This window comes from Shewanella vesiculosa, from assembly GCF_009994065.1.
Lineage (GTDB): Bacteria > Pseudomonadota > Gammaproteobacteria > Enterobacterales > Shewanellaceae > Shewanella > Shewanella vesiculosa.
In genome coordinates, this window is the sequence record NZ_JAACSD010000016.1 from 1 (window position 1) to 25810 (window position 25810).

25 protein-coding genes and 1 pseudogene are annotated in these 25810 nt (G+C 41.3%); 8 read left to right on the forward strand and 18 right to left on the reverse strand.

Annotated elements, in window-relative coordinates; genetic code table 11:
• The first annotated feature begins 552 nt into the window (after positions 1-552).
• Positions 553-996, forward strand: a complete 444-nt coding sequence (locus GW828_RS15910) for an RNA recognition motif domain-containing protein (protein WP_124017703.1) — start codon at positions 553-555, stop codon at positions 994-996.
• Between the two features lie 42 nt (positions 997-1038).
• On the opposite strand, the gene murI is transcribed toward GW828_RS15910, so the two are convergent.
• On the reverse strand, positions 1039-1818 hold the full coding sequence (murI, locus tag GW828_RS15915) for a glutamate racemase (RefSeq protein ID WP_124017704.1): 780 nt from the start codon (positions 1816-1818) through the stop codon (positions 1039-1041).
• A 129-nt stretch (positions 1819-1947) separates the two neighbouring features.
• Between murI and trmA the strand changes: the two genes are divergently transcribed.
• Entirely contained in the window at positions 1948-3045 is a 1098-nt protein-coding gene (gene trmA / locus GW828_RS15920; protein ID WP_182698741.1) for a tRNA (uridine(54)-C5)-methyltransferase TrmA, read from the forward strand.
• Between the two features lie 82 nt (positions 3046-3127).
• Here trmA and fabR read toward each other — a convergent pair whose 3' ends face one another.
• The gene (gene fabR / locus GW828_RS15925; RefSeq protein ID WP_124017706.1) at positions 3128-3745 is read right to left on the reverse strand and encodes an HTH-type transcriptional repressor FabR; all 618 of its coding nucleotides are present in this window, start codon (positions 3743-3745) and stop codon (positions 3128-3130) included.
• Positions 3746-3901: 156 nt separating this feature from the next.
• Between fabR and GW828_RS15930 the strand changes: the two genes are divergently transcribed.
• Positions 3902-5011 carry a fatty acid desaturase gene (locus GW828_RS15930; protein WP_124017707.1) on the forward strand — a complete coding sequence of 370 codons (1110 nt, stop codon included), beginning with the start codon at positions 3902-3904 and terminating at the stop codon, positions 5009-5011.
• A 77-nt stretch (positions 5012-5088) separates the two neighbouring features.
• Here GW828_RS15930 and GW828_RS15935 read toward each other — a convergent pair whose 3' ends face one another.
• Entirely contained in the window at positions 5089-6945 is a 1857-nt protein-coding gene (locus GW828_RS15935; protein WP_182698739.1) for an MFS transporter, read from the reverse strand.
• The gene (locus GW828_RS15940; protein ID WP_182723767.1) at positions 6936-7547 is read right to left on the reverse strand and encodes a TetR/AcrR family transcriptional regulator; all 612 of its coding nucleotides are present in this window, start codon (positions 7545-7547) and stop codon (positions 6936-6938) included. Before GW828_RS15940 ends, GW828_RS15935 begins: the two co-directional genes overlap by 10 nt.
• 192 nt (positions 7548-7739) lie before the next feature.
• On the opposite strand from GW828_RS15940, the gene selD reads away from it, so the two are divergent.
• A complete protein-coding gene (selD, locus tag GW828_RS15945; protein ID WP_182698737.1) occupies positions 7740-8795 on the forward strand; it encodes a selenide, water dikinase SelD in 1056 nt (351 codons plus the stop codon).
• Entirely contained in the window at positions 8795-9901 is a 1107-nt protein-coding gene (gene mnmH / locus GW828_RS15950) for a tRNA 2-selenouridine(34) synthase MnmH (RefSeq protein ID WP_273058967.1), read from the forward strand. The genes selD and mnmH overlap by 1 nt, the downstream gene beginning before the upstream one ends.
• 273 nt (positions 9902-10174) lie before the next feature.
• On the opposite strand, the gene cysQ is transcribed toward mnmH, so the two are convergent.
• Both cysQ and nudE read right to left on the reverse strand, forming a co-directional pair.
• Positions 10175-10984, reverse strand: coding sequence for a 3'(2'),5'-bisphosphate nucleotidase CysQ (gene cysQ / locus GW828_RS15955; RefSeq protein ID WP_124017712.1), 810 nt, complete (start codon positions 10982-10984; stop codon positions 10175-10177).
• Positions 10985-11122: 138 nt separating this feature from the next.
• Positions 11123-11701, reverse strand: coding sequence for an ADP compounds hydrolase NudE (gene nudE, locus GW828_RS15960; RefSeq protein WP_124017787.1), 579 nt, complete (start codon positions 11699-11701; stop codon positions 11123-11125).
• Positions 11702-12071: 370 nt separating this feature from the next.
• Between nudE and GW828_RS15965 the strand changes: the two are divergent.
• Positions 12072-12401 (forward strand): annotated as a pseudogene (locus GW828_RS15965) (HAD-IA family hydrolase); the annotation flags it as partial.
• 146 nt (positions 12402-12547) lie between these two features.
• Here GW828_RS15965 and GW828_RS15970 read toward each other — a convergent pair.
• The 12 genes from GW828_RS15970 to gspC all read right to left on the reverse strand — a co-directional run bounded on the left by GW828_RS15970 (position 12548) and on the right by gspC (position 24108).
• Positions 12548-13309, reverse strand: coding sequence for a type II secretion system protein N (locus GW828_RS15970; protein WP_124017717.1), 762 nt, complete (start codon positions 13307-13309; stop codon positions 12548-12550).
• 9 nt (positions 13310-13318) lie between these two features.
• Positions 13319-13795 carry a type II secretion system protein M gene (locus GW828_RS15975; RefSeq protein ID WP_182742323.1) on the reverse strand — a complete coding sequence of 159 codons (477 nt, stop codon included), beginning with the start codon at positions 13793-13795 and terminating at the stop codon, positions 13319-13321.
• A 1-nt stretch (position 13796) separates the two neighbouring features.
• A complete protein-coding gene (gspL, locus tag GW828_RS15980; RefSeq protein WP_273058970.1) occupies positions 13797-15008 on the reverse strand; it encodes a type II secretion system protein GspL in 1212 nt (403 codons plus the stop codon).
• Between the two features lie 50 nt (positions 15009-15058).
• Positions 15059-16045 carry a type II secretion system minor pseudopilin GspK gene (gene gspK, locus GW828_RS15985; RefSeq protein WP_124017720.1) on the reverse strand — a complete coding sequence of 329 codons (987 nt, stop codon included), beginning with the start codon at positions 16043-16045 and terminating at the stop codon, positions 15059-15061.
• Entirely contained in the window at positions 16045-16758 is a 714-nt protein-coding gene (gene gspJ, locus GW828_RS15990) for a type II secretion system minor pseudopilin GspJ (protein WP_182742326.1), read from the reverse strand. The genes gspK and gspJ overlap by 1 nt, the downstream gene beginning before the upstream one ends.
• Entirely contained in the window at positions 16739-17161 is a 423-nt protein-coding gene (gene gspI / locus GW828_RS15995) for a type II secretion system minor pseudopilin GspI (protein WP_259395340.1), read from the reverse strand. The genes gspJ and gspI overlap by 20 nt, the downstream gene beginning before the upstream one ends.
• Complete coding sequence (gene gspH, locus GW828_RS16000; RefSeq protein ID WP_124017722.1) at positions 17154-17726, reverse strand: type II secretion system minor pseudopilin GspH; 573 nt, start codon at positions 17724-17726, stop codon at positions 17154-17156. The genes gspI and gspH overlap by 8 nt, the downstream gene beginning before the upstream one ends.
• A 1-nt stretch (position 17727) precedes the next feature.
• Entirely contained in the window at positions 17728-18162 is a 435-nt protein-coding gene (gene gspG, locus GW828_RS16005) for a type II secretion system major pseudopilin GspG (protein WP_124017723.1), read from the reverse strand.
• 86 nt (positions 18163-18248) lie between these two features.
• Positions 18249-19481 carry a type II secretion system inner membrane protein GspF gene (gene gspF, locus GW828_RS16010; RefSeq protein ID WP_124017724.1) on the reverse strand — a complete coding sequence of 411 codons (1233 nt, stop codon included), beginning with the start codon at positions 19479-19481 and terminating at the stop codon, positions 18249-18251.
• A gap of 3 nt (positions 19482-19484) precedes the next feature.
• On the reverse strand, positions 19485-21044 hold the full coding sequence (gene gspE, locus GW828_RS16015; RefSeq protein ID WP_124017725.1) for a type II secretion system ATPase GspE: 1560 nt from the start codon (positions 21042-21044) through the stop codon (positions 19485-19487).
• Positions 21037-23169: a type II secretion system secretin GspD gene (gene gspD / locus GW828_RS16020; RefSeq protein ID WP_273058974.1), complete on the reverse strand. Its 2133-nt coding sequence runs from the start codon at positions 23167-23169 to the stop codon at positions 21037-21039. Before gspD ends, gspE begins: the two co-directional genes overlap by 8 nt.
• A 24-nt stretch (positions 23170-23193) precedes the next feature.
• Positions 23194-24108, reverse strand: coding sequence for a type II secretion system protein GspC (gene gspC, locus GW828_RS16025; protein ID WP_273058976.1), 915 nt, complete (start codon positions 24106-24108; stop codon positions 23194-23196).
• A gap of 264 nt (positions 24109-24372) precedes the next feature.
• On the opposite strand from gspC, the gene hslR reads away from it, so the two are divergent.
• Positions 24373-24771 carry a ribosome-associated heat shock protein Hsp15 gene (gene hslR, locus GW828_RS16030; protein ID WP_124017728.1) on the forward strand — a complete coding sequence of 133 codons (399 nt, stop codon included), beginning with the start codon at positions 24373-24375 and terminating at the stop codon, positions 24769-24771.
• Between the two features lie 25 nt (positions 24772-24796).
• Positions 24797-25657: an Hsp33 family molecular chaperone HslO gene (hslO, locus tag GW828_RS16035; RefSeq protein WP_124017729.1), complete on the forward strand. Its 861-nt coding sequence runs from the start codon at positions 24797-24799 to the stop codon at positions 25655-25657.
• Positions 25658-25810: the final 153 nt, after the last annotated feature.

The following is a 25810-nucleotide window of genomic DNA, read 5'->3' on the forward strand; positions in this document are numbered from 1 at the left end:
TTTTTTGATTGCCAACATTCCGAAGAACAGAAGACAATTTCGAATAACTCAATACCTGTGAATGTCCACACAGATTACTTGATAAATTGTTAAAGAGCGTGATGTCAATTTTTCAGACATCGCCGTAAGACGCTAGGTCGTTGGCTTGGGCTGCGTATTCTACGCAATCCCTTTATGGCGTCAAGTGTTTTTTCAAACTTCTTTTTGCCTGTTATCAACACCACTAAGTGGTTGCTCATAACGCTAACCGGTTTTTGCTTTCGCTGTCTGCCGTGTCAGTGGATGCGCATTATAGGCAGCTTAAGATTTAGTGCAAGCGCTTTTATTAATGAAATCTTTTGAATGCCCAACTTTTATGCAGATTGATTCTTTTTTAACTTTTCCGGTTAAAGAAGCATCTTTAACTAAATAGCAAAATGGTTATTTTTGATATTAAAGTTACTTTTGAGCTCAATTTTTCAACAGTAGTCTGGTTTATCTGGTAATTTTTAATTAGTATGTAATAGTATTTAACAGTTATTTATCATTTTTATATTCATTAGAGATTATTTTATGCAGAAATCATTCGTGATTGTTTTGATTGCGGCGCTTCTTGGCGCTTTTGTTTTTTTTCAGTTTAACGGTACACCATCTTCGGTTGCGTTTATTGCTGGTGTAGTCGTTGCGACGTTAATTTTCACCTTTATACCTTCTAGCGGTTCAAGCTCGTCTGATGAACCTTATGTTGGTCCTACTATGACACTATATGTAGGTAACTTGCCTTACCGTGTTCATGAAGGAGAAGTAAAGGCATTGTTTGGCGAATACGGACCGGTTAACTCAGTTCGTTTAGTGCGAGACCGTAAAACAGGGCGTCGTAAAGGATTTGGTTTTGTTGAGATGTCTGAATCAGGTGCACAGAAAGCCATGTCGAAATTAAATGACTACAGCTTTCAAGAGCGCACATTAAAGGTAAGAGAAGCTAAATCACAAGAATCTGATTCAGAAAATAGCTAATCGCTATTGAAGCTGATTCTTAGTACTCCTTAAGCACTGTTGTTAGTCGGTTATGGTTACCAGCGAAAAATCACTAAAACCATAATCGACTAATGTTGCTTTAAGCCCTTGGCTAATCTGTTTGGTATAACATGCCTGTAGTTGTTTATTACCATTATGTTCTTTACTCAGTAGAAACCTCACCCGCTTTGCTATCGCCTCTCCAGAATCTAGTAGTGTTACCCCATCACCGAGATAATGACTAATTTCTGCTGCTATCATTGGAAAATGAGTACAGCCCAGTACGAGTACATCAATATTCGATGCAGCAATGGGTGCTAGGATATGATTGAGTTTGTCTATATCAATTGGTTGTTGAGCGACATAAAGCTCTGCAAGTAAGACTAAATCTGACGTGCCAAATAATTCAACCTTACAGTTTCCTGCAAATTGATTGATTAACGCTTGAGTATAATCGCGTTTAACCGTACCTGGTGTGGCCAATAAACCAATGTGTTTTTTCTTTGATAACATGGCTGCTGGCTTGATAGCGGGAACAACCCCAACTACTGGTATAGTTAATTGTTGACGTAATAATGGCAATACTAGGGTACTGGCAGTGTTACAGGCAACCACCACAATACTGGCATTAAGACGCTGAGCATGATGGGTGATCAATGCAACACAGCCTGTTATTAACTCTTGCTCTGACAAATTGCCATAAGGTAAACGTGCATTATCGAATAAGTAACAATAATCATGCTGTGGCAGTTGTTTTCTAATTTCATTCAATACCGACAATCCGCCGATACCAGAGTCAAATACTAAAATAGGTCCAGACAATATGGGCTCCCAATATGAATGTGCGCAGCATTAATGTTCATGATATTTTATACTTAGGTGCGTAGCACTAGACATCAGCGTCATTTAGTATAATATTTGCGCCCTTTTTTACAGCCTTTGGTGGACGATATGAATTTAGCTGCAATGGATCCTAAAAACTACGATGCACAATTACAACAAAAGCGCATCAAGCTAGAAAAGACCTTTGCCGATTTCAATCCACCAGCGCTTGAAGTCTTTGCTTCTGAGCCTATGCATTACCGCATGCGTGCTGAGTTTAGAATGTGGCATGATGGTGATGACTTATATTACTACATGTTTGATAAAGCACTGAATGCAAAAGTGCGTTGCGATCAATATTTACCCGCAGGTGTGATCATTAATGAAATGATGGCAGAGCTGATTGCGGAGTTAATCCCCAATCCAGCGCTACGTTATAAGCTGTTTCAAATTGATTTTTTATCGACCTTGAGTGGCGAAATATTAGTGTCTTTATTGTATCACCGCCAGCTTGATGAAGAATGGCGTGAGCAGGCGACGCTCTTGAAAGCAAAGTTATCGGCTCAATTTAATGTCAATATTATTGGCCGTGCGCGTAAGCAAAAAATCGATTTAGACAAAGATTATGTCACCGAGACGCTAACAATCAATGCTAAGCAATTACATTATAAGCAGATAGAAAATAGCTTTACCCAGCCAAACGCTAAAGTATCGGTAAAAATGTTGGAGTGGGCTATCGATGTCACTCAGAATAGCCAAGGTGATTTACTTGAACTGTATTGTGGCAATGGCAACTTTACCATTGCATTAGCGCAAAACTTTAAGCGTGTATTAGCAACCGAGCTGGCAAAACCTTCGGTTGATGCAGCGCAATATAATATCGATATTAATCAAGTAAATAATGTTCAGATTATACGGATGTCAGCAGAAGACTTTAGTGATGCAATGGCTAAAAAACGTCAGTTTAGACGCTTAGAAGGTATCGATTTAGACAGTTACGATTGCAATACGATTTTTGTCGACCCACCACGTGCAGGCATTGATCCTGAAACATTGAAGCTGATCCAAGGTTATGAGCGGATTTTATATATCTCTTGTAACCCAGAAACACTCAATGACAATTTACAGACCTTAAGCCAAACCCACAAAATTTCTCGCTTCGCGTTATTTGACCAATTTCCTTATACCGACCATATGGAGTCGGGAGTATTGTTAGAACGCAAGTAACGCAAATTAACCAAACAGGGCGCTAATGATTAGCGCCCTGTTTGTTTCTGATGTGCTTAGAGTGAGTTTATATCGTAATCGTTTATGCTCGGTTATCCATTTTATGCTGCAAAGCTTCAGCACCAGTAGCAACCATACGCAGTTGTAACACTAATTGGTCAGCCAAAGCTCTTCGCTCGCTGCGTTTTGAATCTAACGCTGATGCTCCAGCATTAAAGACTAAAATAACTAAAGATTCAGCTTGAGCACGCGCAAGTAAAGGTGTGCGCTTAGCTTGTGCTTCAGTGTAATGAGCAAGCTCAGAAATAAAATGTTCAATTTCACGTTCAACTGCAGCTCTAAATGCAGCAGAGGTGCCAGAACGTTCATGTAACAATATTCGAAACACGTTTGGATTTGATTCCAATACTTCCATAAAAGTGTCAACAGAAATACGGATTACACTGCCACCAGCCTCAGCACGTTGGCGACCTTTTCGCATCATTTGCCGTAAGGTTAATCCACCTTCATCAACCATGGTTAAGCCAAGCTCGTTCATATCTTTAAAATGACGATAGAATGATGTGGGGGCAATACCAGCTTCTCGCGCAACTTCACGTAAGCTTAAGCTGGAAAAACTTCGCTCTGCACTAAGTTGATTAAATGCTGCGTCTACTAATGCACGACGGGTTTTTTCCTTTTGTTGCGCTCTTACACCCATTTACTAATCCATTCAGTCAATATTAATTCAACGATAATACCGTTTTTAAAACAGAAACACAGCCCTGTTAAGCTTGACCATGACTAGCCGCCCAAGTTAAATTAGCGTACAATTGTACGCTCAACTTATTTAAACCTATTATTGGAACCCTATTAAATGAAAAAACCTCCAATCATTTGGCTTAATACCTTGTTATTTGCCATTACTTTCATCGGCGCTGCGGTATTAATCCCTTGGCGTGGTTTTACCCATGGCTTTGATGGCATTGAATGGATTGCATTTGTTGTTTTCGCTTACGCAAGTGGTCTATCGATTACTGCGGGTTACCACAGATTATGGTCACATAAAGCTTATAAAGCTCACCCATCCGTGCGATTTTTATATGCATTAGGTGGAGCATTAGCATTACAGAACAGCGCACTACATTGGTGTAGTGATCATCGTATTCATCATAAACATGTTGATAATAATGATAAAGACCCATACTCCGCTAAAATGGGATTCTGGTACAGCCACATAGGCTGGATGCTGCGCGAATACCAAGCCAGCCGTTACAGTGACTACAACAACGTACGTGATTTACAAAATGACCCTATCGTTATGTGGCAACACAAGCACTATTTAGCCTTAGTGATTTTAATGAATATTGCTTTGCCTGCATTTATCGGCTGGTTGAATGGCGATATTTTATCAATGGTACTCATGGCAGGCTTATTGCGTTTGGTGGTAGTACATCACTGTACCTTCTTTATCAACTCATTAGCTCATATCTGGGGTAAACAACCATACACAGATAAAAATTCCGCCAAAGATAATGCTTTTCTAGCATTGCTGACATATGGCGAGGGCTATCACAACTTCCATCACATTTTTGAAAATGATTATCGTAATGGCATTAAGTGGTGGGACTATGATCCAACCAAATGGCTCATCAAACTAATGAGTTGGTTTGGCTTGGCAACTGATTTACGTAAAGTGTCGCAAGAGCGTATTGAAAGTGCACGTTTGCAAATGCAGTTGTTACAAGCACAAAATAAGGTGGCTCACTTACCAAACTGCGATGAAATTATAGAAAGTTTTCAAGCAGAGTATGAGCTGATGAAGCAACACTTAGTTGACTATTATCAAGCTAAAAAGAGCTTGTTAGAGGCGAAACGCAAGCAACTTACAGATCACAATCTGAAACAACAAGTACAATTATTGCGTAACCAATTTCTTGAACAACAACGTAATTGGAAAAGCCTAACAGCTGCTTATACGTCGTAAGTTTTTAACAATATACAAAAGGTCACGCATATGCGTGACCTTTTTTGTTTTGAGCAACTAAACTCGAACATAGTGTGTTAATTAAATTGCTGTGTCACCTGCTGTTGCAACACTTTACAATTGGTGAGACTGCCATCAACGGAAGGCGCAATACTTACCGAGACTTTAGACCAAAAACGTTTAGGTAAAGTAGTAAGCGCATGCCCGCCTTTATGGCTAAAATAAGATCCCCACAATCCAGTTAATGCTAACGGTATAACAGTAACGGGATCACGTTGTAATATTTTGTCTATACCAGGTCTAAACTCACCTATATCTCCATCTGGGGTTAACCTGCCTTCAGGAAAAATACACACCAACTCATCATTAGCCAGTGCTTGGTGTATCTGTTCAAACGCATTAAGGTATGTCGCCTCACACTTCTTAGGTGAACAAATCGGGATCACGCCTGCATGTCTAAAGACATACTTTAATAATGGGATCTCGCTAATCGACTTATCCATCACAAACCGGATTGGCCTTGTGGATGCGCCCATAATAATAAGAGCATCGACATAACTCACATGATTACTGACAATAATGCCAGCCCCCTGCAATGGAATATGCTCTCGGCCAGACACTCTCACCCGGTACATCACATGACTGAGTAAGTAACTAATAAAACGTTGGGTAAACTCAGGTACTTGTGAATACACATATAGCAGCACAATAAGGTTTAGTGCACCTATGAGTGTAAACAACTCAGGTATGCTCCAATTGAATACACTTAATAGCACCATAGATAATATGGCAGACCCCACCATAAAAAATGCATTGATAATATTATTTGCCGCAATCGCCTGAGCACATTCTTGCTTCTCTGCACGAGTTTGTATAAAAGCGTACAAGGGCACAATAAACAAACCACCACTTAAACCAACCAGAAATAAATCAATCATCAACCGATAATGTTGGGCGTTAGCAATGAAGGCTTCAAAACTGTACACAAACCCCAATTCAACCGATGCAGTTGGAATGGCGCTGATCATATCAAAACTGAATACGCTCAGGCCCAAAACCCCAAACGGTAATAGTCCCAGCTCAACATGGCCAAAAGAGAAACGTTCACACACGAATGAACCAACGGCAATACCAATAGAAAAAAGCGCTAATAACAATGACACTACCGTGACATCTGCATGTAAATGCAATTTGGCAAAATTAGGAAACTGAGTCAGATAAGTCGCACCCAAAAACCAAAACCAACTAATGGCTAAAATGGCCATCCAAATTGAAGTGGTTTCACGAGCTTTATTGATGCAGCGCCACGTACCAGAAAACAGAGAGAACTTATTAGGGTTAAGCTCCCCTTGCGCGGGCAATGAAGGTATAGCACGACTAGCAAGATAACCTGCAACGGCTAATACGGTTACCGTTATGGCGGCCCAAACTAAACCATTTTCGTTTGACACTACGAGGCCGGCGCTTAACGTCCCAATGAGAATCGATAAGAAGGTACCCATTTCAACTAACGCATTACCTTTTACCAACTCTTGTTCACTAAGTGCTTGTGGTAGTAATGAATACTTTACTGGGCCAAAGTACGCCGACTGACTGCCAGTTAAAAACAGGAGTACTAACATAATCATGTAACTTTGGGTCACGATCGCAATCGCGGCGGTAGACATGATGATTAACTCTAACAGCTTTAATCGTCTTATCAGCTTTGCTTTATCCATATTATCGGCCACGATACCGGCATGGGCTGAAAACAGAAAAAACGGTAAAATAAATACCCCTGCCGCTAAGTTAACAAATAAATTAACATCAATTGGTAATGCACTTAATTGGCTGTAGGTCACCAATAACAGCAACACATTCTTATAAAAGTTATCATTTAACGCACCTAAACATAAGGTGGCAAAATAAGGGAAAAATCGTTTCGTTAGTAACATGTAAATTCCTTTTTAATGCTCATTCCTGCGATATAACTCTGTACATGACTGATGAGCATGTCCTGTAAACACGATTGCTCCTCAAATAATTTACCATCTAGTGCTAAAGATGTTAACCCATGAATAGCGCCCCACAATACTCTGCTCATCATTTCAATTTTTTGGCTGTCGGCCTCTGGAAAGTATTGTAATAATTGTGATTCAACTAGACCAAACAATGACTTTATTAAGCTTAAATGCGCAATTGGTAAAGGCTGATCATCGGGCATACTTAACTCAAATACTAAACGAAAACAACGCCGATTCTGCAAGGCAAACTCACTATAAATTGTCGCCATCTGCTGAATATTCAACAGTGGATTATCATTCATCTCCAACGATAACTTGTTGGCCAGCTGCGCTAATGTCTGCTCTGACACCGCTAATAATAGATAATGATAACTACCAAATATATTAATCAGTGTACTTGGTACATAGCCTATTAGACTGGCCACCTTCCTTAAACTCAACGTTTCAATATTGTCATGCTGCAGATGCATTACGACGGCTTCAATAGCCATAGTCTTTATTTGCTCATGAGTATGTTCTTTACGTCTTGCCAAAGTAATCACCTAACATCAGTTATCTTGATTGGAAGGTAAGTTAACAGCAAACAAAATAAAAAACAACGTTCACAATAATATTTTTATCCATTTTAAATGGTCGACTAAATTTGATAAACGGCTAAAAAACAAGATATTTGGGCCAATAGTGATTATAATTACCGCTCAATACGCCATCAAAGATCAACCAATATGTCTCAGCAAGCAATTAAACTTACCGAATATAGCCATGGCGCAGGCTGCGGCTGTAAGATTTCTCCTAAAGTGTTAAGTACCATTCTTGCATCACAACTCCCCGTCTTTACTGATCCTAATTTATTAGTTGGTAATCAAACTCGTGACGATGCTGCCGTTTATAAGCTTAACGAACAAACTGGCATTATCAGTACTACAGACTTCTTTATGCCTATTGTGGATGATCCGTTTACCTTTGGTCGAATTGCAGCCACTAATGCCATAAGCGACATATACGCTATGGGTGGTACTCCGATTATGGCAATTGCCATTTTAGGTTGGCCTATTAATATATTACCCGCAGAAATTGCCCAACAAGTTGTTGATGGTGGACGCCAAGCCTGTGCAGATGCAGGTATTATGCTGGCTGGCGGTCACAGTATTGATTCTCCAGAGCCGATTTTTGGTTTAGCTGTAACAGGACAAATTCCGCTTGAGCGAGTAAAGCAAAATAATACTGCTAAAGCAGGCGATCGTTTGTACCTCACTAAACCCATTGGTATTGGCATTCTGACTACCGCACAAAAACAGAAAAAACTTCGAGAGGAAGACAGTCAAATTGCACCTGATGCTATGTGTCAGCTCAATATGATAGGGGTTGATATCGCTAAAATAGATGGTGTTAACGCGCTAACTGACGTAACAGGATTTGGACTTGCTGGCCACTTGATTGAAGTCTGCCAAGGCGCACAACTTAAAGCTAACTTAGTGTTATCCAAAGTCCCTCTTCTTGCTAAAGTCAGTGACTACCTTGCATTAGGTTGTATACCAGGCGGGACCCATCGTAATTTTGACAGTTACAGTGAGTATTTACCGCCCTTAACTGATCATCAAAAAGCCATTATCTGCGATCCACAGACTAGTGGCGGGTTATTAGTTAGTGTCAGTGCAGAGGCTGAACATGAACTGACACAATTATTAGAAACCAATGGCATTGAAGCGATTTGTATCGGCATGCTCAATACCTATGAACCTCATACTAGCGGACACAATATCCTTGTGGAATTAAGCTAATGAGCATGGTCATCCCCAGCTCAGAATATGGCAGACTTTTATTAGAAAATCGTTCATTAATCGACGTACGTGCACCCATTGAATTTACTAAAGGAGCCTTTAGTCACTCGATTAATTTACCATTAATGCAAGATAGTGAGCGCGAAAAAGTCGGTACTTGCTATAAAAAGCATGGCCAAGATGCTGCTATCGCATTAGGTCATGAGTTGGTAAAAGGTAATGTTAAGCAACAGCGTATAGATGCTTGGCTCACTCAGTTGACACAACATCCGGACAGTTATTTATATTGTTTTCGTGGTGGCTTACGCTCAAAATTATCCCAGCAATGGATTAAAGAATCTGGCATGCATATCCCTTATATTGAAGGGGGTTATAAAGCCATGCGTACTTTTTTAATTAATACTATTGAGCAAGCACCCAGTCACTCTAAAGTACTTATCTTGAGCGGCATAACCGGCAGTGGTAAAACGGAAGTGATTAATCAACGAGATGAGTCGGTCGATCTTGAAGGTATTGCTAATCATAGAGGATCGAGCTTTGGTAAGAATATCGACCCTCAACCCAGCCAAATTAACTTTGAAAATACCTTAGCAGTGGCACTACTCTCGCATCAACAACAGCATCATCGTCATTTATTATTAGAAGATGAAAGTATTCTGATTGGTCGCTCTGCACTACCACACAGTTTTTACCATGCCATGCAACAAGCTGATATTATTTTGCTTGATGAGCCATTAGACGCACGTTTGCCGCGTTTACTCCACGACTATGTAGAAAGTAAACTCGCTGATTACGTGTCTCTTTTAGGTGAACAAGCTGGCTTCGATGCATTTAAAGCTTATTTGACTCGAAGCTTATTAGGGATCCGTAAACGTTTAGGTGGTAAACAACATCAAGAATTACAGATCTTGGTTGACGATGCACTTAATATGCAACAAAACCAAAATGATACCAGTAAACATTTAGACTGGATAAGCCTGTTACTCGATATTTATTATGATCCTATGTATCTGTATCAACTTGAAAAGAAACGCGACAGAGTTATCTTTCAAGGCGACAGACAAGCGATACATCAATGGTTAGATAGTCATCAATCAACCATTTAAACAAAATGCCCTCAAATGAGGGCATTTTTGTGTGTATCTGAGCGGGTATAATTAAATCTAGTCACAGTAGTGGCAAGCACACTGGTATTAACGGATAAAACCTCACACTGCCATCAGTGTTTACACCATATGGTTGCATTTTATGGTTTCGGATGACTATCGTTGTATGTTGTTACTGATATCGTTGCTAAGTATGTTACTAATAAATTAACACCTGTTCGAAAAAACAACACATCCAAAGAACCAATCAACACCCATTAAAAAACATATAAATTAATTAGTTAACAATATATCCCACGGAAGATTAGCGCTACCTACTACGATGAAGTTTGGATTTTCAAGTGTTTCTCGTTCATTATAGGTCAAAGGCTGTAAATTAATATCAATCAAGGCTCCACCCGCTTCTTCAATAATAATCTGCGCAGCACCAGTATCCCACTCACCTGTCGGCCCTAAACGGACATAGCAATCGGCACGCCCTTCTGCAACTAGACAACTTTTTAATGCTGCACCACCCATTACCACTAACTCACAACGATTGGGTTTGTTAAGCAGCTTTAATACCGATTGCGGATCTTGGCGACGACTGACCGCCAAACGTAAATTCTCAGGTTCATCACCGGTTAATTGTTTACTGGTAATACGGATCTCATTTTTACCATCTCGCTTATAAGCACCTAAGCCCGCAATAGCGTAATAGCACACTTTAGTCATCGGCACATAGACCACTCCCATGATAGGTCGGTTATGTTCCACCAAAGCAATAATGACAGAAAAATCACCACTTCCAGCAATAAATTCGCCAGTGCCATCTAATGGATCAACTAACCAATAGCGCTTCCACGTTTCGCGGACACTCAAAGGAATATCAGCGGCTTCTTCACTTAGGATGGGGATATCAGGAGTTAGCTCAGCTAACTTACGACAAATAAGATCGTGGGCAGCTAAATCTGCAGACGTTACAGGGGTATTGTCTGACTTAGTTTCGCGTTTAAAGTTACCTTTGAGGTAAATTTCGCGAATCGTTTGCCCAGCTTCCGTTGCAATGTCTATGACTTGCTCGATTACATCTTCTGGCTTCATTACTACTCCAATTGCTGGATTCGATAAGGATGACCTGACAAGGACACCTATAAACAAGGCTATCGCCTACTGTATGTATGGTTATATGCAGAATTAATACACCAAATGAATTGACTCATTAGTTAGCAAAATTCACCCTCAACTATTTTCATCGGTAAGGTTATGCATTGATATATTCAAATATTGCTGAGTTAAAAAAAGTGCGCTCACACTGCGAGACTCTGAAAAGTCGACATTATCGAGTAATAGCTGCCAATCAGATAGTGGCCAAGGGATCACGTCAATCGGTTCAGGTTCATCACCTTCTAAACGACTAGGATACAATTTTTCAGCAACAAAAATATGCATTTTGCTGGAAAAGTAGCCTGGCGCAAGCGATAGCTCTTTTAGATGGGTTAATTGATAACTGCCAAAACCAATTTCTTCTTGAAGCTCACGATTGGCGGCTTCAACTGCCGTTTCACCGGGATCGATCAACCCTTTAGGAAAGCCTAGTTCATAATTATCAGTGCCGGCAGCATATTCGCTAGCTAATAATAAATTACCTTGATGAATAGGCACAATCATCACAGCACCTCTGCTACCGCCTTTCATTCTTTCATATTGACGTTCTACGCCATTAGAAAACTTAAGGTGTACCTGCTCAATTTGAAACAGTCGGCTTTTGGCAACAATTTCGGTATGCAGGATTTCCGGCTTTTTATGCCGCTGTGTCATTGAAGCCTCGTCAAATGATGTCGTTTTCGCAAGCTTCAATCTTATACCAAACACAAAAATAATGTGACCTGTTTTTATCGGCAGAAAACGTCTTACACAGCGATAAATGGTGATGATATAAGCTGATAACGACTCAAAACAGAGAGAGAATAACGACATAAAAAATATCCTCTTATCTAAGCATTAGAAATAACATGCTGATAAGAGGATATAAAAACCACTAAAAATTAGAACTGATAGCGAAGATTGAATTGATAGCTCAATATATCGTTAGGTGCCAAAGCGATATAATCCATCCCTAAACCTGCAGACCAGTTGCGAGTAAATTGATAATCTAAATGCATACCTGTGTACCAATCTGTGCCGTCAAACTAATGCACACCCGCAAAGTTTAGCGCTTAAGTTAATCCATACCAACTTAGACCAAGGTTTAGACCTGATGCTGTCTAGCCATGAAAGCGGTTATCCCAAAGAACACCCGCAATTTTGGCAATATGCATTTGATAAATTTAACTTAAATCCATCGCGGTGTTTATTTATTGATGACAGTGAAGTGATTTTAGCTGCATCGAAAAAAGCAGGCGTGGGTTATCAACTCGGAATTAGCAATCCAGACAGCCAGAAACCTCATATTGATTTTAATGACTTTCCTGCGATTACTGATTACCAATTATTATCATCGGCACTTTTATTGCTGTAGCCCGCGATAACATTGAATCATCACCATATAAAAGCAGAGTTCTCTCAAAGTCGGTTTATAAACCAAATGTATAGATGACTTATCATTGATATAAAAAAACGCCTTGATAGTGATATCAAGACGTGAGTTTTTCATTACTCAAAACATTATAAACCAGGCACAACACCTTGATAGTTTATAGGATAATATCCTTGGCTATCTTGTCGGCCCAAGAATGATAACGCTTCACGTAAATCTTTAGGTTGGGCATCTGTCGGTTTAATTTTAGCACTGACTTTAACCAAGTTTGACTCGCCTAAAATAGCGCTCCCAGTTAAGCCTAATACGTTTTGGGTTTCATCTGTGGCTATTTTTAACTGGCCATCAAGACAACTCAATCCTAATGAGATGTTACCCAAAGGGTAAACACCATATTGATTTTTAACGTTGGTGTTATTTAAAAATAATTTACCGCTTAATTGCTCACACCATGGCTTACCTTGCTCTAAGATTTCAACCATTAAACTTACATCGCCATCAATTTGGGTTTTAAATGGTAAACGAGCGCCTGCGAGTAAAAAACTATCCGGCAGGTCAAAACGAATATTGTTTGCTCTCAGTCCAGAAAATGACCAACTAATACTGCCTTTACCGCTCACTGGCGTAGCACGATTGCCGATTTTAAAATCAATATCAGCTTTACCAACTAATAATCCCCAAGGACTTAATTGCCAACTGACTTGCTCTATCTGGCGCTGGTCGATGGTAACTAAGGACGCTTGCCCTTGCCAAAGAGTACCTTCTGCACCACTGATGGCAACATTATTGGGTAACGGAGCAATACTGACTAACCAGTTTGCTGGTAAATAAACCAATAAAAACACTAGGTAAATAATGACGCCAATGACTATTTTTGAAAATAAACTCACAAAGAACCCTTACTGAGAAAGCTGAATACGTCTTACTTTTACAAAGCCAGCAACGTCTGATTCCGTTAAATCAACACTGTCTAACGTTAACCCTTTTTGCTCGACTAAGTCATGTAAGTAACCCAGTAGCGCATCAAATGGTACATCATCCATCCATAGCTGGATCTTATCGCCTTGCGGCTGCATACGCGTGATCTCTAATTTATATAATCCAGCGGTTTGATTAACAATGGAACTTAAACTTCCGCGAACTTTCGCTTGTGCACCCGCTTGTTTCAGACCAGCAATTTTATTGGCCGTTTGTTTTACATAATTTAACGTTTGTTGAGCGGCGCTATTATTGCGCTCTGCTGTTTCTTGGGCATTGGAAATCGGTGTCCAAATGCCCCAATAAAAAATACCGATCACCAGTATTGCGGCACAAAAACCAACCAGCTGTTGCTCTCTAATGGCTAAACTTTGCCACCAACTACGCATATTTTCCATGTTATTTAATCCTTAACGTCAGCGTACTGGTAACGCTTTCTTCGTTACTGTTCATGGCTCCACCTTCGAGGAGGTAGTCTTTCATGACAATCTCTTTAAACTTATCGATTTGAGCATAATTTTTTGCAGTCACTTGCATCCGTAATTCATTACGATTGGCCTCATAACGCAAAGTATTGGGTTTTAATTCTGGCACCTTGCTAAATGCAGGCTTTAATCCATCTAGCATTTCAAAAAATACTGCACCACCGCCTTGGCCTTGCATGCTGCGCAATTCACTGCCCATTTGTGAGCGCATATTAACGATACGATTAACCCCAGGGACAGATTGTTTAAAAAGCATTTCGCTTTGAGCTTCTATCTCAGCGGTATGTTTATTAAGTTGATGAATAGCTAAACCTTTATTCGTCAATGCTAAAACAATCGCCACCACCACCACAATCGCAGTATTTTTCCAGGTTAATAGCTGTTTGCTGTACTCACTCTTAGGTTTATAAATGCCACTTAATAAGTTCATTGGCGCATTTAAGATGCCCTTGGCTAATATCATCATGGGTAAATCTAAACGCTTGGCTTCAACTGTAACGCCAACAAAATCAATATCATCACTATAACCCGCTACCAAAAGAGGATCTGCATCGGTGTGGTTTAGCATCGTTTGAGCTAATAACTGCGGTAATGCAAATTCAGCCCATGCTTTAGGTACGCTAACACCGCCGCCTTCTGAAGTTCTGATTAAATATTCACTACCAACACTCATTGCTGCCCAACGACATTGATCTAACGGTAATGCTAAACAATCTGGCACGATGCGTTTCACTTTCAAGCCTGCATCATACAACCATTGAAGCCATGTTTGCATTTGCTCATGCGCAACCGCAGCCACATTGAGTAGTTCACCTTCACGAGGGCCCACCACAAAGTGCATGTTATCGACATTAGTCGCTAATGATTCTTCAAGCATGTAAGGCAATGCCTTTAATGCTTGGCGTTGACCTTTTTCGGGTAACATAATTTGTGTCAATGTCATGTTGGCCGCAGGCACAAGTACATCAACAGGACGATTACCCGCGCGATCAGCTAAAGTGCTGAGACTTGCAGCATAAGATAACTCACCAGAAGCGATAATTTCTTGCTCTTGTTCAGACCATACCAGCCATGAACATGGGTGTTCTGATGTTTTTCCTAACCGGATAAATAGCCGTTCAGACACTGTTATTCTCCACCGATCTCAATACGTATTGTTACGCAATGAATTTGTTATTATTGTTGACCACCGTACTGCCTAGTGAGCACATCTAAATCTTTACCATTGCGCTTAAGTACGCTTTCCATTCTAAATATTGCATTATCGACTTTGGCGCCAGCTTTTAATAAAAAATACTTGCTATCGACCACAAAACTCGACTTTACGTTCGCTTCTGATTTGATGCCACTCAGAGACGAACTTTCCCAAAAGTCATCAATTTTTTCATATCCATCAGCTGGGCGATTATTAATAATATTTTCAGCTTCACTGACTGAAATTTGATTTTCTAACATCCCGGCGAGTAAAGCGGCTTGCTCAACTTTAATGGTGTTCACATTCAATAACTGGGTATCTTCGCCCGGTATTGCACACACATAAGGCAAAATGTTCAGATAAACATTTTGGCTAAAGCCCATTACAGCACGTAGCTCACTTCGATGTTGCATCAAGGTATTGGCTGCACGATATGGCACGTTACGCGACTCATATTCGGCATCCTCAGCCCCGTATGGGCCAGATAACGTATCTTCGTCAATATAGTCTTTTAGAGTATACGTCAGCTGCTCTGCACCAAACTCATCGACACCTAAACTGATCAGTAACGATTGGAACTGTTTAGCGGCTACGGTCATTTTGGGCTGACCATTGTCATTCTCTTTTGATGCTTGCCCAACAGCATTAATGTTAAAACATGCCCGCATATCTTGTATTTCACCGACGATTTCACCATATTCAGCCGGAAATGCCACATTCGCTAGCGCCCAGTACTGTTGTAAATGTACTGTACCTTCTGAATCTTCAAAATCTTGCTTGAGCACTTTCATCGCCAACTCTTCGGCAGAAAGCGCATACCAATAGGCCTGATCATATTGGGCTAAATTAAGCGTTCGGCGCATAGAAAGCTGATTACGACTGGTAATATTGGTCGCGATAATCACTACCATAGCCACAATCAACATAACCACGATGAGCGCCACACCACGCTGCTTTTGGCCACCCATTATGAGTTTTTCCCATTATCTATTTTAGGATCAGTTTCGCTATTATTGTCTTCTTTATTATTTGAATCGTTAGGATCGTCTTTATCAGACTTAATCGCTGGTGCACCTTTGGGCAATAAAAATCGACGCTGGATTTTACCTAAACCTTCTAATTCTATTTCCATCGCAATCCCTTTTGGCATTACGCTTCCATCAACTTGTTTCTGCCATTTATCATCAATATAAAATGAATACTCAATTGATAACACATGATCAATGACCACACTTTTTAGTGGCTCTGCACCCGATACGGGTTCAGGATAAGGATAATACCAGCGCTCTAGACGACCATTTTGAACCACATAGGCAACCGACTGTAAACTGCCTCTGGGTAACATGCCATCAGGGTTTAACCAGCCTAAACGGTAAAATACCAATGCTTGGGTTTCTGAGTCGAGAATATTGTCACCAACTTGGAAAAATCGATTGTTACGTTCGCCTTCAAATGATCGCGGTGTACGCGCCACCATTTGGCCCAGATCACGTTCTAGCGCGCCAAAACCTTGCTGTAATGACTTAAGTCGAGTCGCAAACCCTTGGGTCACTTCATCATTTTTCATCACCGCCGACAATACCGAGTTAGCCGCAATCCCCAGCATGGCAAATATCGCAATCGCAATAAGCATTTCCAGTAACGTAAAGCCGCTTGAATGCTTAGGCTTTGTTATGTACATAACTACTCACCTGGGCAACAACACGCTTAAATTTATCATCGTCACTGACGCTAATACGGATCATCCTGAACTTATCATCTGTCGTTTTAATCACTTCTTGACGCCAATACCATTCACGGCCTGCAAGTTCTGACTGACCGGTTTTTTGGCCAATGTCTGGAAAAGTACCTGGTAATCGCACATCAACCATTTGGTTGCTGGCCACCCATTGGGCTAACGTACGCTCTTCTAAAATGGGCATATTCGCCATTTGTTCACCCAAACTTTTGGTGACCGATACTGCTGCAATAGAAAACACTGCTAGGGCAACAATAACTTCAAGTAATGTCATACCACGGTTTCGAGTCGATAAACGCTTATTACTTAGGTTTAGCGGGCGTCGATATGCTGTGAATTTACTCATCTACACGCCCTAATGTTAAGCGGCCTAACGCATCACCAACAACCAGCACATTAACGGGCTGAAGGTCATCATTAACCGTATTAAAACCTAGCTCAAAGGGGGTCATCTCACCGCTGGGAAATAATAAAATTTGCGGTTCAGGGTGTTTCTTTTTTTCTTCTTCGCTCGGTTCATCGATAAAAGGTTCATCAAACCACGACTCATCTTGCTCGTCTTCTTGAACTAATGGCATGCCATCAATAACCACATCTAAGGTAATACCGGCCTCCATTTTTTTAGCCGATAACAGCCGGTCTTGATCAACAGGCATCCATTTGCCTTCTTTGTAGAACACAAACTGATATTGATCTTCGTCAATCACAATCCCAATAAACTGGCCACTTAATACACTTTCATCTAGCACCATCTCGGTGGCAGACATAAAACGTTGCGCCTGTTTTTTGAGCATTTGTTCCGGCCCAGCAACACTAATCGATAAGGTTACCGCTGAGGCAACCAAACCCATTAGCAATGCCACAATTAACACTTCTAATAAAGTGAAACCGGCTTGACGATGTTGAGCCATTTTATTGAAAATCTTGTAAATTCCAGCTTCCGATATCATCTTCAGAACCTGGCTGTCCGTCTGGGCCAGCACTGAAAATATCAATTTTGCCATTTTCACCAGGGCTTAAAAGTAAATAGTCATTGCGCCATGGATCTTGTGGTAAACGCTTAACATAGCCACCTTCGCGGAAATTACGCGGCTCTGGCGACGAGCTAGGCTTTTGCACTAAAGCATCAAGCCCTTGCTCTGTTGTTGGGTAAATACTGTTATCTAACTTGTACATATCCAATGCATTTTCTAGCGCAACAATATCTGACACCGCTTTTTGTTGATCTGCTTTATCTTTGTTCCCCATCAAATTCGGCACAACCATTGACGCTAAAATACCTAAAATAACAATCACCACCATTACTTCGAGTAAGGTGAAACCACGTTGTTTATTATTATGTTGCATTGATTACTTCCTCTAAAAATTGTCTATATATTCATGCGTAAAATCGGTGTTAAGCTTGGTTTACCCAAGCAAGGTCAAGGTTAGTCCTAGCCGCTGATCAAGTTGTTTAACTCTAAAATAGGCTGCAGAATAGCCATTACAATAAATAATACAACCGATGCCATACTCACGACTAGCATGGGTTCAAACACCCCCAAAGCAATGTTGACGTTAGACTCAAACTCTCGGTCTTGGTTATCAGCAGCCCGTTCAAGCATATTCTCTAATTGACCACTTTTTTCCCCTGACGCAATCATGTACAACATCATTGCAGGGAATAGCTTAGTATTAGTCAACGCAGCCCCCAAACTAGTTCCTTCGCGGACTCGCGCCGTCGCCTCATCAACGGCGGCACGCACTTTGACATTCTGTAATACTTCGCTGGCAATACGCATACCATCAAGTAACGGCACTGAGCTTGCTGACAAAATACTTAATGTACGCGCAAAACGTGCGGTATTTAATCCTTTACTGACTTTACCAATAACGGGCATTTGCAATAAGGCGGTGTCGTATTTCATTCGCAGTTGCGGATTAGTCAGCATACGCTGAAACACAATCATACAACCGAAGATAATCAGTACCACCACCACGCCCCAATGCTGCACAAAATCCGATGCGAGTATTAAAAACTGGGTCGTGCCAGGTAACTCTTGGCCCATATGTTCAAATTGGCCAACAACCTTAGGTACTACAGCCGCCAATAACACGGCTATCACGCCAATGGCGACCACAGTCAATACGATGGGATATATCATGGCTTGTGTTAGCTTTGTTTTGAGCTGTTGACGGCGTTCGGTGTAATCAGCTAAACGATTAAGTACCACTTCTAGATGGCCTGATTTCTCACCGGATGCCACCATTGCACGGTATAAATCATCAAACACATGCGGAAATTCAGCCATTGAGTCAGCTAAGGTGTAACCCTCAACCACTCGAGATCGCACCGCCATAATCATGCTGCCTAAACGATCTTTTTCAGACTGTTGTCCAACCGCTTTTAGTGCTTCTTCAATCGGTAAGCCCGCAGCTACCAGTGTCGCAATTTGGCGCGTGATCAGGGCCAGTTCGGCAACAGATATACGTTTTTTAAACACGTTCGCGAGATTAAACCCACCACGCTGTGAGCGAGCTTCTTTCTCGTTAACCGGCAGAAGTTCCAGTGGCATAAGACGCTGCTCACGCAGCTGGCTTCTTGCATGGCGTGCCGTATCAGCTTCAATCACACCTTTTTGTTGTTTGCCTTTGCTATCAAGGGCTTTGTATTCAAACGCCGCCATTGATTACTCCTCGCGTGTCACTCGCAATACTTCTTCTAGGGTGGTCACACCGGAGAGTACTTTACTCATACCGTCATGGCGGATACTTGGAATCGATTTACGCACATATTTTTCAATGGCTAATTCGCCCCTGCCGCCATGAATTAACTCGCGGACATTGTCATCAACGATAAGTAGCTCATGAATACCGGTTCGACCTCGATAACCATTTTGGCCACAAGCCTTACACCCTTTAGCGCGATAAATAATACGGGTGTCGTTCGCAGTAATACCCAGTAACTCACGTTCACGCTCATCTGGCTCATGTGCTTCTTTACACTGTGGGCATAATGTACGAATTAGACGCTGAGCGAGTACGCCAAGCAAACTAGATGACACTAGAAAGGGTTCTACCCCCATATCTTGCAAACGGGTAATAGCCCCTGATGCGGTATTGGTATGTAAAGTTGAAATCACTAAGTGACCGGTTAATGATGCTTGCACCGCAATTTGCGCGGTTTCTAAATCACGAATTTCACCAATCATCACCACATCGGGATCTTGACGTAAAATTGCGCGTAATCCTCGAGCAAAAGTCATGTCGACCTTAGTATTGACCTGAGTTTGACCAACGCCCTCTAATTCATATTCAATCGGATCTTCAACCGTTAAAATATTAGTATCTTTAGAATTAATTTCCGTTAACCCGGCATACAAGGTAGTACTTTTACCAGAACCGGTAGGCCCTGTAACAAGAATAATTCCGTGAGGTTTACGAATTAGTTCATCGAATTTTTCACGAATGCCTGGTGTCATACCCAGTTGTTGTAAGTCTAAGTTACCGGTATTTTTGTCCAGTAAACGCATTACTACGCGCTCACCATGACTCGATGGCATAGTTGATACCCGCACATCGACAGCACGACCAGCAATACGCAGTGAAATACGTCCATCTTGTGGGAGGCGTTTTTCGGCAATATCTAAGCGCGCCATCACTTTAATCCGCGACACCAACAAAGATGACAACTTACGATTTGGCTTTAATACTTCTTTCAACACACCATCAATACGGAAACGAACAATTAATTGTTTCTCATAGGTTTCGATGTGAATGTCTGAGGCTTCTTCTTTAATGGCTTCAGACAATAACGCATTAATTAATTTAATAATTGGTGCGTCATCATCGCCTTCAAGCAAATCTTCGGTTTGCGGTAATTCTTCGGCCAGAGTGAATAAGTCCATCTCGTTACCGATATCTTCCATAAGCTGTTGAGCTTCAGAGGAGTTAGCTTGATATGCTTGAGTTAATTTAGCCTCAAACTTAGCCACTTCTAGCTTAATCAACGGTAACTCAACACCCGCATAGCGCCGTACTTCTAGCATGGCACTGAGCGGCGTTTTATCAGTATAAAAAAGACAAAGCTGATCGTTATCTTTCGCTAACACTAATTGAAAGCGATGTGAAAAGGCGAACGGCAAACGTTCTTTACTGTTGGAATGAAAAACCCCATCACCTTCGACCACTTCCATGGCAACGTCACTAGATACTTGGGCTAATGGCTCAGTTATCACGCTATCAGTCATTGTTTTGAGCCTTGTCCTTTTGCATGCTTTCATCGATGGTACGTAAAGCGGGATCTGAATCACGCATATCAGTACTCAATCCTTTGCCGCTTTTATAGCGATCAAGCATGTCGTTGACGTCGTCCGGTATATAATTTTCTTGGTTCCACTCATCTAATACAGGTACTTGAGTATTTGGCATTAAGTTAATACCACGCGCTTGTTGTTCCATCTGCAATGCTCTGAAGTAATTATATTTGCGCCCGGCAATACCTTCCATTGTAATGCCATCACGGATAATAGTGGGCTTGATGAAAATCATCAGATTCTTTTTGGTTTTCTTGCTAGAAGAAGACTTAAATAAATGACCAATAAAAGGAATATCACCAAGAATTGGAACTTTTTGAATACTTTCTTGAACTTCTTCGTTAATTAAACCGCCCAAGACGACAATTTGGCCTGAATCTGCCATGACAGTAGTGGTTAAACGGCGTGTAGAGAAACTGATGTCTACGCCAGTGTTACCATTAACACCCGACACTTCTTGTTCGATAGTTAATTTAACCGATGAACCTTCGTTAATTTGCGGTACGACTTTCAGCTTAACCCCCACTTCCTTTCGCTCTACCGTTTGGAAAGGGTTGTCATTATTAGAGCTTGAGGTTGAACCGGTAATAATGGGCACTTCATCACCAACTATAAACGACGCCTCTTGGTTATCGAGCGTAGTAATCGACGGTGTGGCTAATACGTTTGAATTAGTATCACTTGAAACGGCTTGGATTAACGCGGCAAAGTTACCTGTCGTCACGCCCCAGGCCATACCATTGACTTTACCGAGTGCTTGCGCGATCAACGTAAAGTCGCCTTCAGAGGTTGGATTAGTGGTAGTAACTGGATTGCCATTACCATCAATAGTCGTCACGCTAGTGCCATCGGTTTTACGTGCAGCCCAGACCCCAGCACCCACTTCACCAATCGTTGGACCGATATTGTTAAACTGAGTCAGCCCGCCCGCTTCGCTACCCCATTGCACGCCAAAACCAACGTTGTCGCCTTCGGCTATTTCAACAATAATGGCTTCAACGAGCACTTGCGCACGGCGAATATCAAGCTGATTAATCACACTTTCAATAGTACGCAGTTGATCGGGCTCAGCACTAATCACCAAAGAGTTAGTGTCACTGTGGGCCATAATATTGATATCACTACGACGCTTACTTGAGTTGCCTTGCTGGGCACTAGCGCCCTCTTTATTGTCTTGTAAATTTTGTGCAAAACCAGTTAATACTTCAACTAAGTCTTCTGCCTTGGCGTAACGTAAATAACGGACTTTGGTGTTACCTGTACTCGCTTGTTCGGCATCGAGACGCTTAATCAGTTCAATCACACGCTGGCGGCTTTTCTCATCGCCGCTGACAATAACCGCATTCATGCGTTCATCTGCGACCACTTTAGGTGCTTGACCTGGAAGTTGTGATTGATTAGCACTGGAACGGTAAAGAGTATCTACAATACGAACTATCTCGCCTGCAGAGGCATAGTCTAATGCCACTACTTGCACATCTGTATCGCCTTGCTTATCGACTCTACGAACAATTTCTACCAGCTTGTTGACTACCGCAGCACGGCCAGAAATCATTAGTACATTTGATTGGTCATAGTTGACGACGTTACCGCCACCAGCATTATCATTTAACTGTCGAAGTAATGGTGCGAGCTGCTTAGCTTCAGAATTGTATAAAGGCACAATACGGGTAACCATTTCATCGCCGACACCTGGAGCTTTGTCATCGGCAACGCGAATAGCAGCCATTTTGGCGTCTTTGTCTTTAATGACTTTAATGACATGGTTTTCCATTTCAACCACTGCATAACCATACACTTGAAGTACGTTAAGGAAGAATTGGTAATATTGATCATCATTGAGTAAATCGTAACTGCGGACATTAATTTTGCCACGTACTGTTGGATCTACAATAATGGTTTTATTGAGGTTTTTACCGACAATATTAATAAATTCTTGAATGTCAGTGCCCTTAAAATTGGCGGCATATTGTTCCGACCAAGCACTTGGTGCTGCTATCATCGCAGCTCCCATCAGCATTCCAGCAATAATCTTATGTCGGATCCCTTTATTATTCATTCTACTCAATCCTCTAACGCCAAATTATTCTGGCAAACTAAACATGATTTCGACCAACTGCCCTTCACGCTCAACCATGACAGCCATTTCGGTGAGCTCAGGCAATTGTGCCATCACTTCTAATGCCTGACCCATATCGGTCAGATCAAATCCATTTATTGATTTGGCTAAATCATTAGCCTGAAAACCCGCTTGCTTAAACAATGCGACGTCTTTGCCAGGGTTTAAACGGTAACCCGCTAATTCATCACCATTACGTACCGGTGAAATAGCCAAAAAGTCTGTAATTTTACTGGGGTCTGCTAGCAACTCGTCACGAGAATTAGACAGATCTTCAGAAAAACGTTCATTATCGCGACGATCAACTCGAGTGACCTGTTGATCAGCTTTAGCTTGTTGTAGCTGGGTGTTTGCCGCACCTTGTGTGGTGTATTGAAGCCCATCAAGCATTAAGGTTTCATAACGGCCACTGTTACTGATAATGATCCTGTCAGCATAAACCTCTTTTAAAGAAGCCGAAGTACCTTTAATTTTATCGCCTAAGCTATACGTTTCTTGTTGACCACTTGATTCAATGACGGCTAAGCCTTGAGCTTCCTCGGTGGATGCAACAACTCCCGTCAATTGAATTGACAAGTTTGTTTTAGGTGCATCTGTTATTTGCTCTACGACTTCGACTTTAGGCTTGTCGTTATTATTGTCTAAGCGGCCAAAAAGAAATAGATCACGCACACCGGCAAGCTCAATACGCTTTGCAGTGCCCGCAGAGATGGGGGATGGTTGCCACACCGCAGATTGCGATGATACTGGCATCAACTTCCATGTGATTTGTGCTGCGAGTAGCAACACAATGATCAATCCAAGCCAAAATACAATCATACTCAATCGTTTATGCGGTATTTTTGCTGCGTTGGTGATCAGTTTATCTAATAAATCCATATGTTATTGGACCCTCTATACGCCTTGGTACAGGTCTCTGTTCTAATTGTTAATAAAATTCGTTAAATATATGTGAAGTCGTCATGCTAACTCACACAGGATAAAGCGACAACCCCAGAGCATATCGATTGGCGAATCTCCATCAAATATGCTAACTTTGCGACCATAAAAGAGCCATAATATTGCCCTCTATTACGATAATACACACATTGTATGGCAGTTAGGTTACTCAGTCTGTGAAATCATCCCTGTTTTGGAGGTCATTTGACTCAAACTCAGCCCGAAAAAAGCGTTATTCGGCTCGACAAATGGTTATGGGCGGCACGTTTTTATAAAACCCGCGCTATCGCAAAAGACATGATCAATGGCGGTAAAGTACATTACAACGGCCAACGGACTAAATCCAGTAAGAATGCAGAAGTCGGTGCAAAAATCCGTCTTCGTCAAGGTAATGATGATAAAGAGGTTTTTGTCATCCAATTATCTGGTCATAGACAAAGCGCCAATGTAGCGCAAACCCTATACGAAGAAACACCAGAAAGCATCAGTAAACGGATTATAAACGCTGAAGCAAGACGGTTAAATATATTGAACAATCCGGCCCCAGATCATAAACCGGATAAAAAACAAAGACGACAGATTATGCGCTTTAAAGACTACTAAGCGCCCAAAGAGTAAGAGAATACAAATGAACAACGATATTTTACATCGCTACATTTTTGATAACGTCGATGTGCGTGGCGAAATAGTCCAATTAGAAAATAGCTACCAAGAAGTGCTTTCTGCACATACTTATCCCGTGGCAATAGAGCATCTAATTGGTGAGTTAATGGCGGCAACATCATTACTGACCGCCACCATTAAATTTAATGGCGATATTAGCGTGCAGTTACAAGGCGATGGCCCGGTTTCTTTAGCGGTAATTAATGGTAACAATAAGCAAGTTTTACGTGGTGTTGCCCGTTGGAATGATGATATTGCAGATGATGCGAGCCTGCAGGAAATGTTTGGTAAAGGCTACATGGTGATCACCTTAACACCTGATGAAGGTGAACGTTATCAAGGTATCGTATCACTAGACCATGTCAATCTAGCCGCATGTTTAGAAGAATATTTTAATCAATCAGAGCAATTACCGACTCAAATTCAGTTATTTGCTAACGGCAAACAAGCTGCAGGTATGCTGCTGCAAGTATTGCCATCGAAATCAGATCAAACGGATGATTTTGAACATTTAGCAGCATTGACCGCTACAATTAAAGCAGAAGAGCTATTCACACTGGATGCTGAACAGGTATTACATCGCTTGTATCATCAAGAAGAAGTACGTTTATTTGACCCTGTTGATGTTACCTTTAAATGTAGCTGTTCATATGAACGCAGTGGCGCTGCTATCAAGACCTTATCACAACATGAAGTTGAGGCCATTTTGGCTGAAGATGGCAAAATCGAAATGGATTGCGAATACTGCACAGCAAAATACGCTTTTGACGCAATAGATATTGCCGCACTATATTCGGGCAGCCATAGCAGTCAGTCAAAACAGTAATCCATACCGTTACAACCTACGTAACCCATGACAAAAAAGCGCTTAATGCGCTTTTTTTGCCTTTAAAATCACTAAAAACCCCCTCAAAACAAAATAACTTTCAAAAATATTACCAAACTGTTCGTTACCAAAACATTAACTTGCGTTACAATC

Excerpts from the sequence above, each read along its gene's own strand:
- GW828_RS15930 (WP_124017707.1), top strand. The coding sequence starts at position 3,902 with ATGAAAAAACCTCCAATCATTTGGCTTAATACCTTGTTATTTGCCATT.
- gspJ (WP_182742326.1), bottom strand. The coding sequence starts at position 16,758 with ATGTACATAACAAAGCCTAAGCATTCAAGCGGCTTTACGTTACTGGAA.
- mnmH (WP_273058967.1), top strand. The coding sequence starts at position 8,795 with ATGAGCATGGTCATCCCCAGCTCAGAATATGGCAGACTTTTATTAGAA.
- gspE (WP_124017725.1), bottom strand. The coding sequence starts at position 21,044 with ATGACTGATAGCGTGATAACTGAGCCATTAGCCCAAGTATCTAGTGAC.
- nudE (WP_124017787.1), bottom strand. The coding sequence starts at position 11,701 with ATGACACAGCGGCATAAAAAGCCGGAAATCCTGCATACCGAAATTGTT.
- GW828_RS15910 (WP_124017703.1), top strand. The coding sequence starts at position 553 with ATGCAGAAATCATTCGTGATTGTTTTGATTGCGGCGCTTCTTGGCGCT.
- cysQ (WP_124017712.1), bottom strand. The coding sequence starts at position 10,984 with ATGAAGCCAGAAGATGTAATCGAGCAAGTCATAGACATTGCAACGGAA.
- selD (WP_182698737.1), top strand. The coding sequence starts at position 7,740 with ATGTCTCAGCAAGCAATTAAACTTACCGAATATAGCCATGGCGCAGGC.
- gspF (WP_124017724.1), bottom strand. The coding sequence starts at position 19,481 with ATGGCGGCGTTTGAATACAAAGCCCTTGATAGCAAAGGCAAACAACAA.
- GW828_RS15975 (WP_182742323.1), bottom strand. The coding sequence starts at position 13,795 with ATGGAAAATATGCGTAGTTGGTGGCAAAGTTTAGCCATTAGAGAGCAA.
- trmA (WP_182698741.1), top strand. The coding sequence starts at position 1,948 with ATGAATTTAGCTGCAATGGATCCTAAAAACTACGATGCACAATTACAA.
- gspG (WP_124017723.1), bottom strand. The coding sequence starts at position 18,162 with ATGCAACATAATAATAAACAACGTGGTTTCACCTTACTCGAAGTAATG.
- gspI (WP_259395340.1), bottom strand. The coding sequence starts at position 17,161 with ATGAGTAAATTCACAGCATATCGACGCCCGCTAAACCTAAGTAATAAG.
- gspK (WP_124017720.1), bottom strand. The coding sequence starts at position 16,045 with ATGGGTGGCCAAAAGCAGCGTGGTGTGGCGCTCATCGTGGTTATGTTG.
- fabR (WP_124017706.1), bottom strand. The coding sequence starts at position 3,745 with ATGGGTGTAAGAGCGCAACAAAAGGAAAAAACCCGTCGTGCATTAGTA.
- gspC (WP_273058976.1), bottom strand. The coding sequence starts at position 24,108 with ATGGATTTATTAGATAAACTGATCACCAACGCAGCAAAAATACCGCAT.
- GW828_RS15935 (WP_182698739.1), bottom strand. The coding sequence starts at position 6,945 with ATGTTACTAACGAAACGATTTTTCCCTTATTTTGCCACCTTATGTTTA.
- gspH (WP_124017722.1), bottom strand. The coding sequence starts at position 17,726 with ATGGCTCAACATCGTCAAGCCGGTTTCACTTTATTAGAAGTGTTAATT.
- hslO (WP_124017729.1), top strand. The coding sequence starts at position 24,797 with ATGAACAACGATATTTTACATCGCTACATTTTTGATAACGTCGATGTG.
- gspD (WP_273058974.1), bottom strand. The coding sequence starts at position 23,169 with ATGAATAATAAAGGGATCCGACATAAGATTATTGCTGGAATGCTGATG.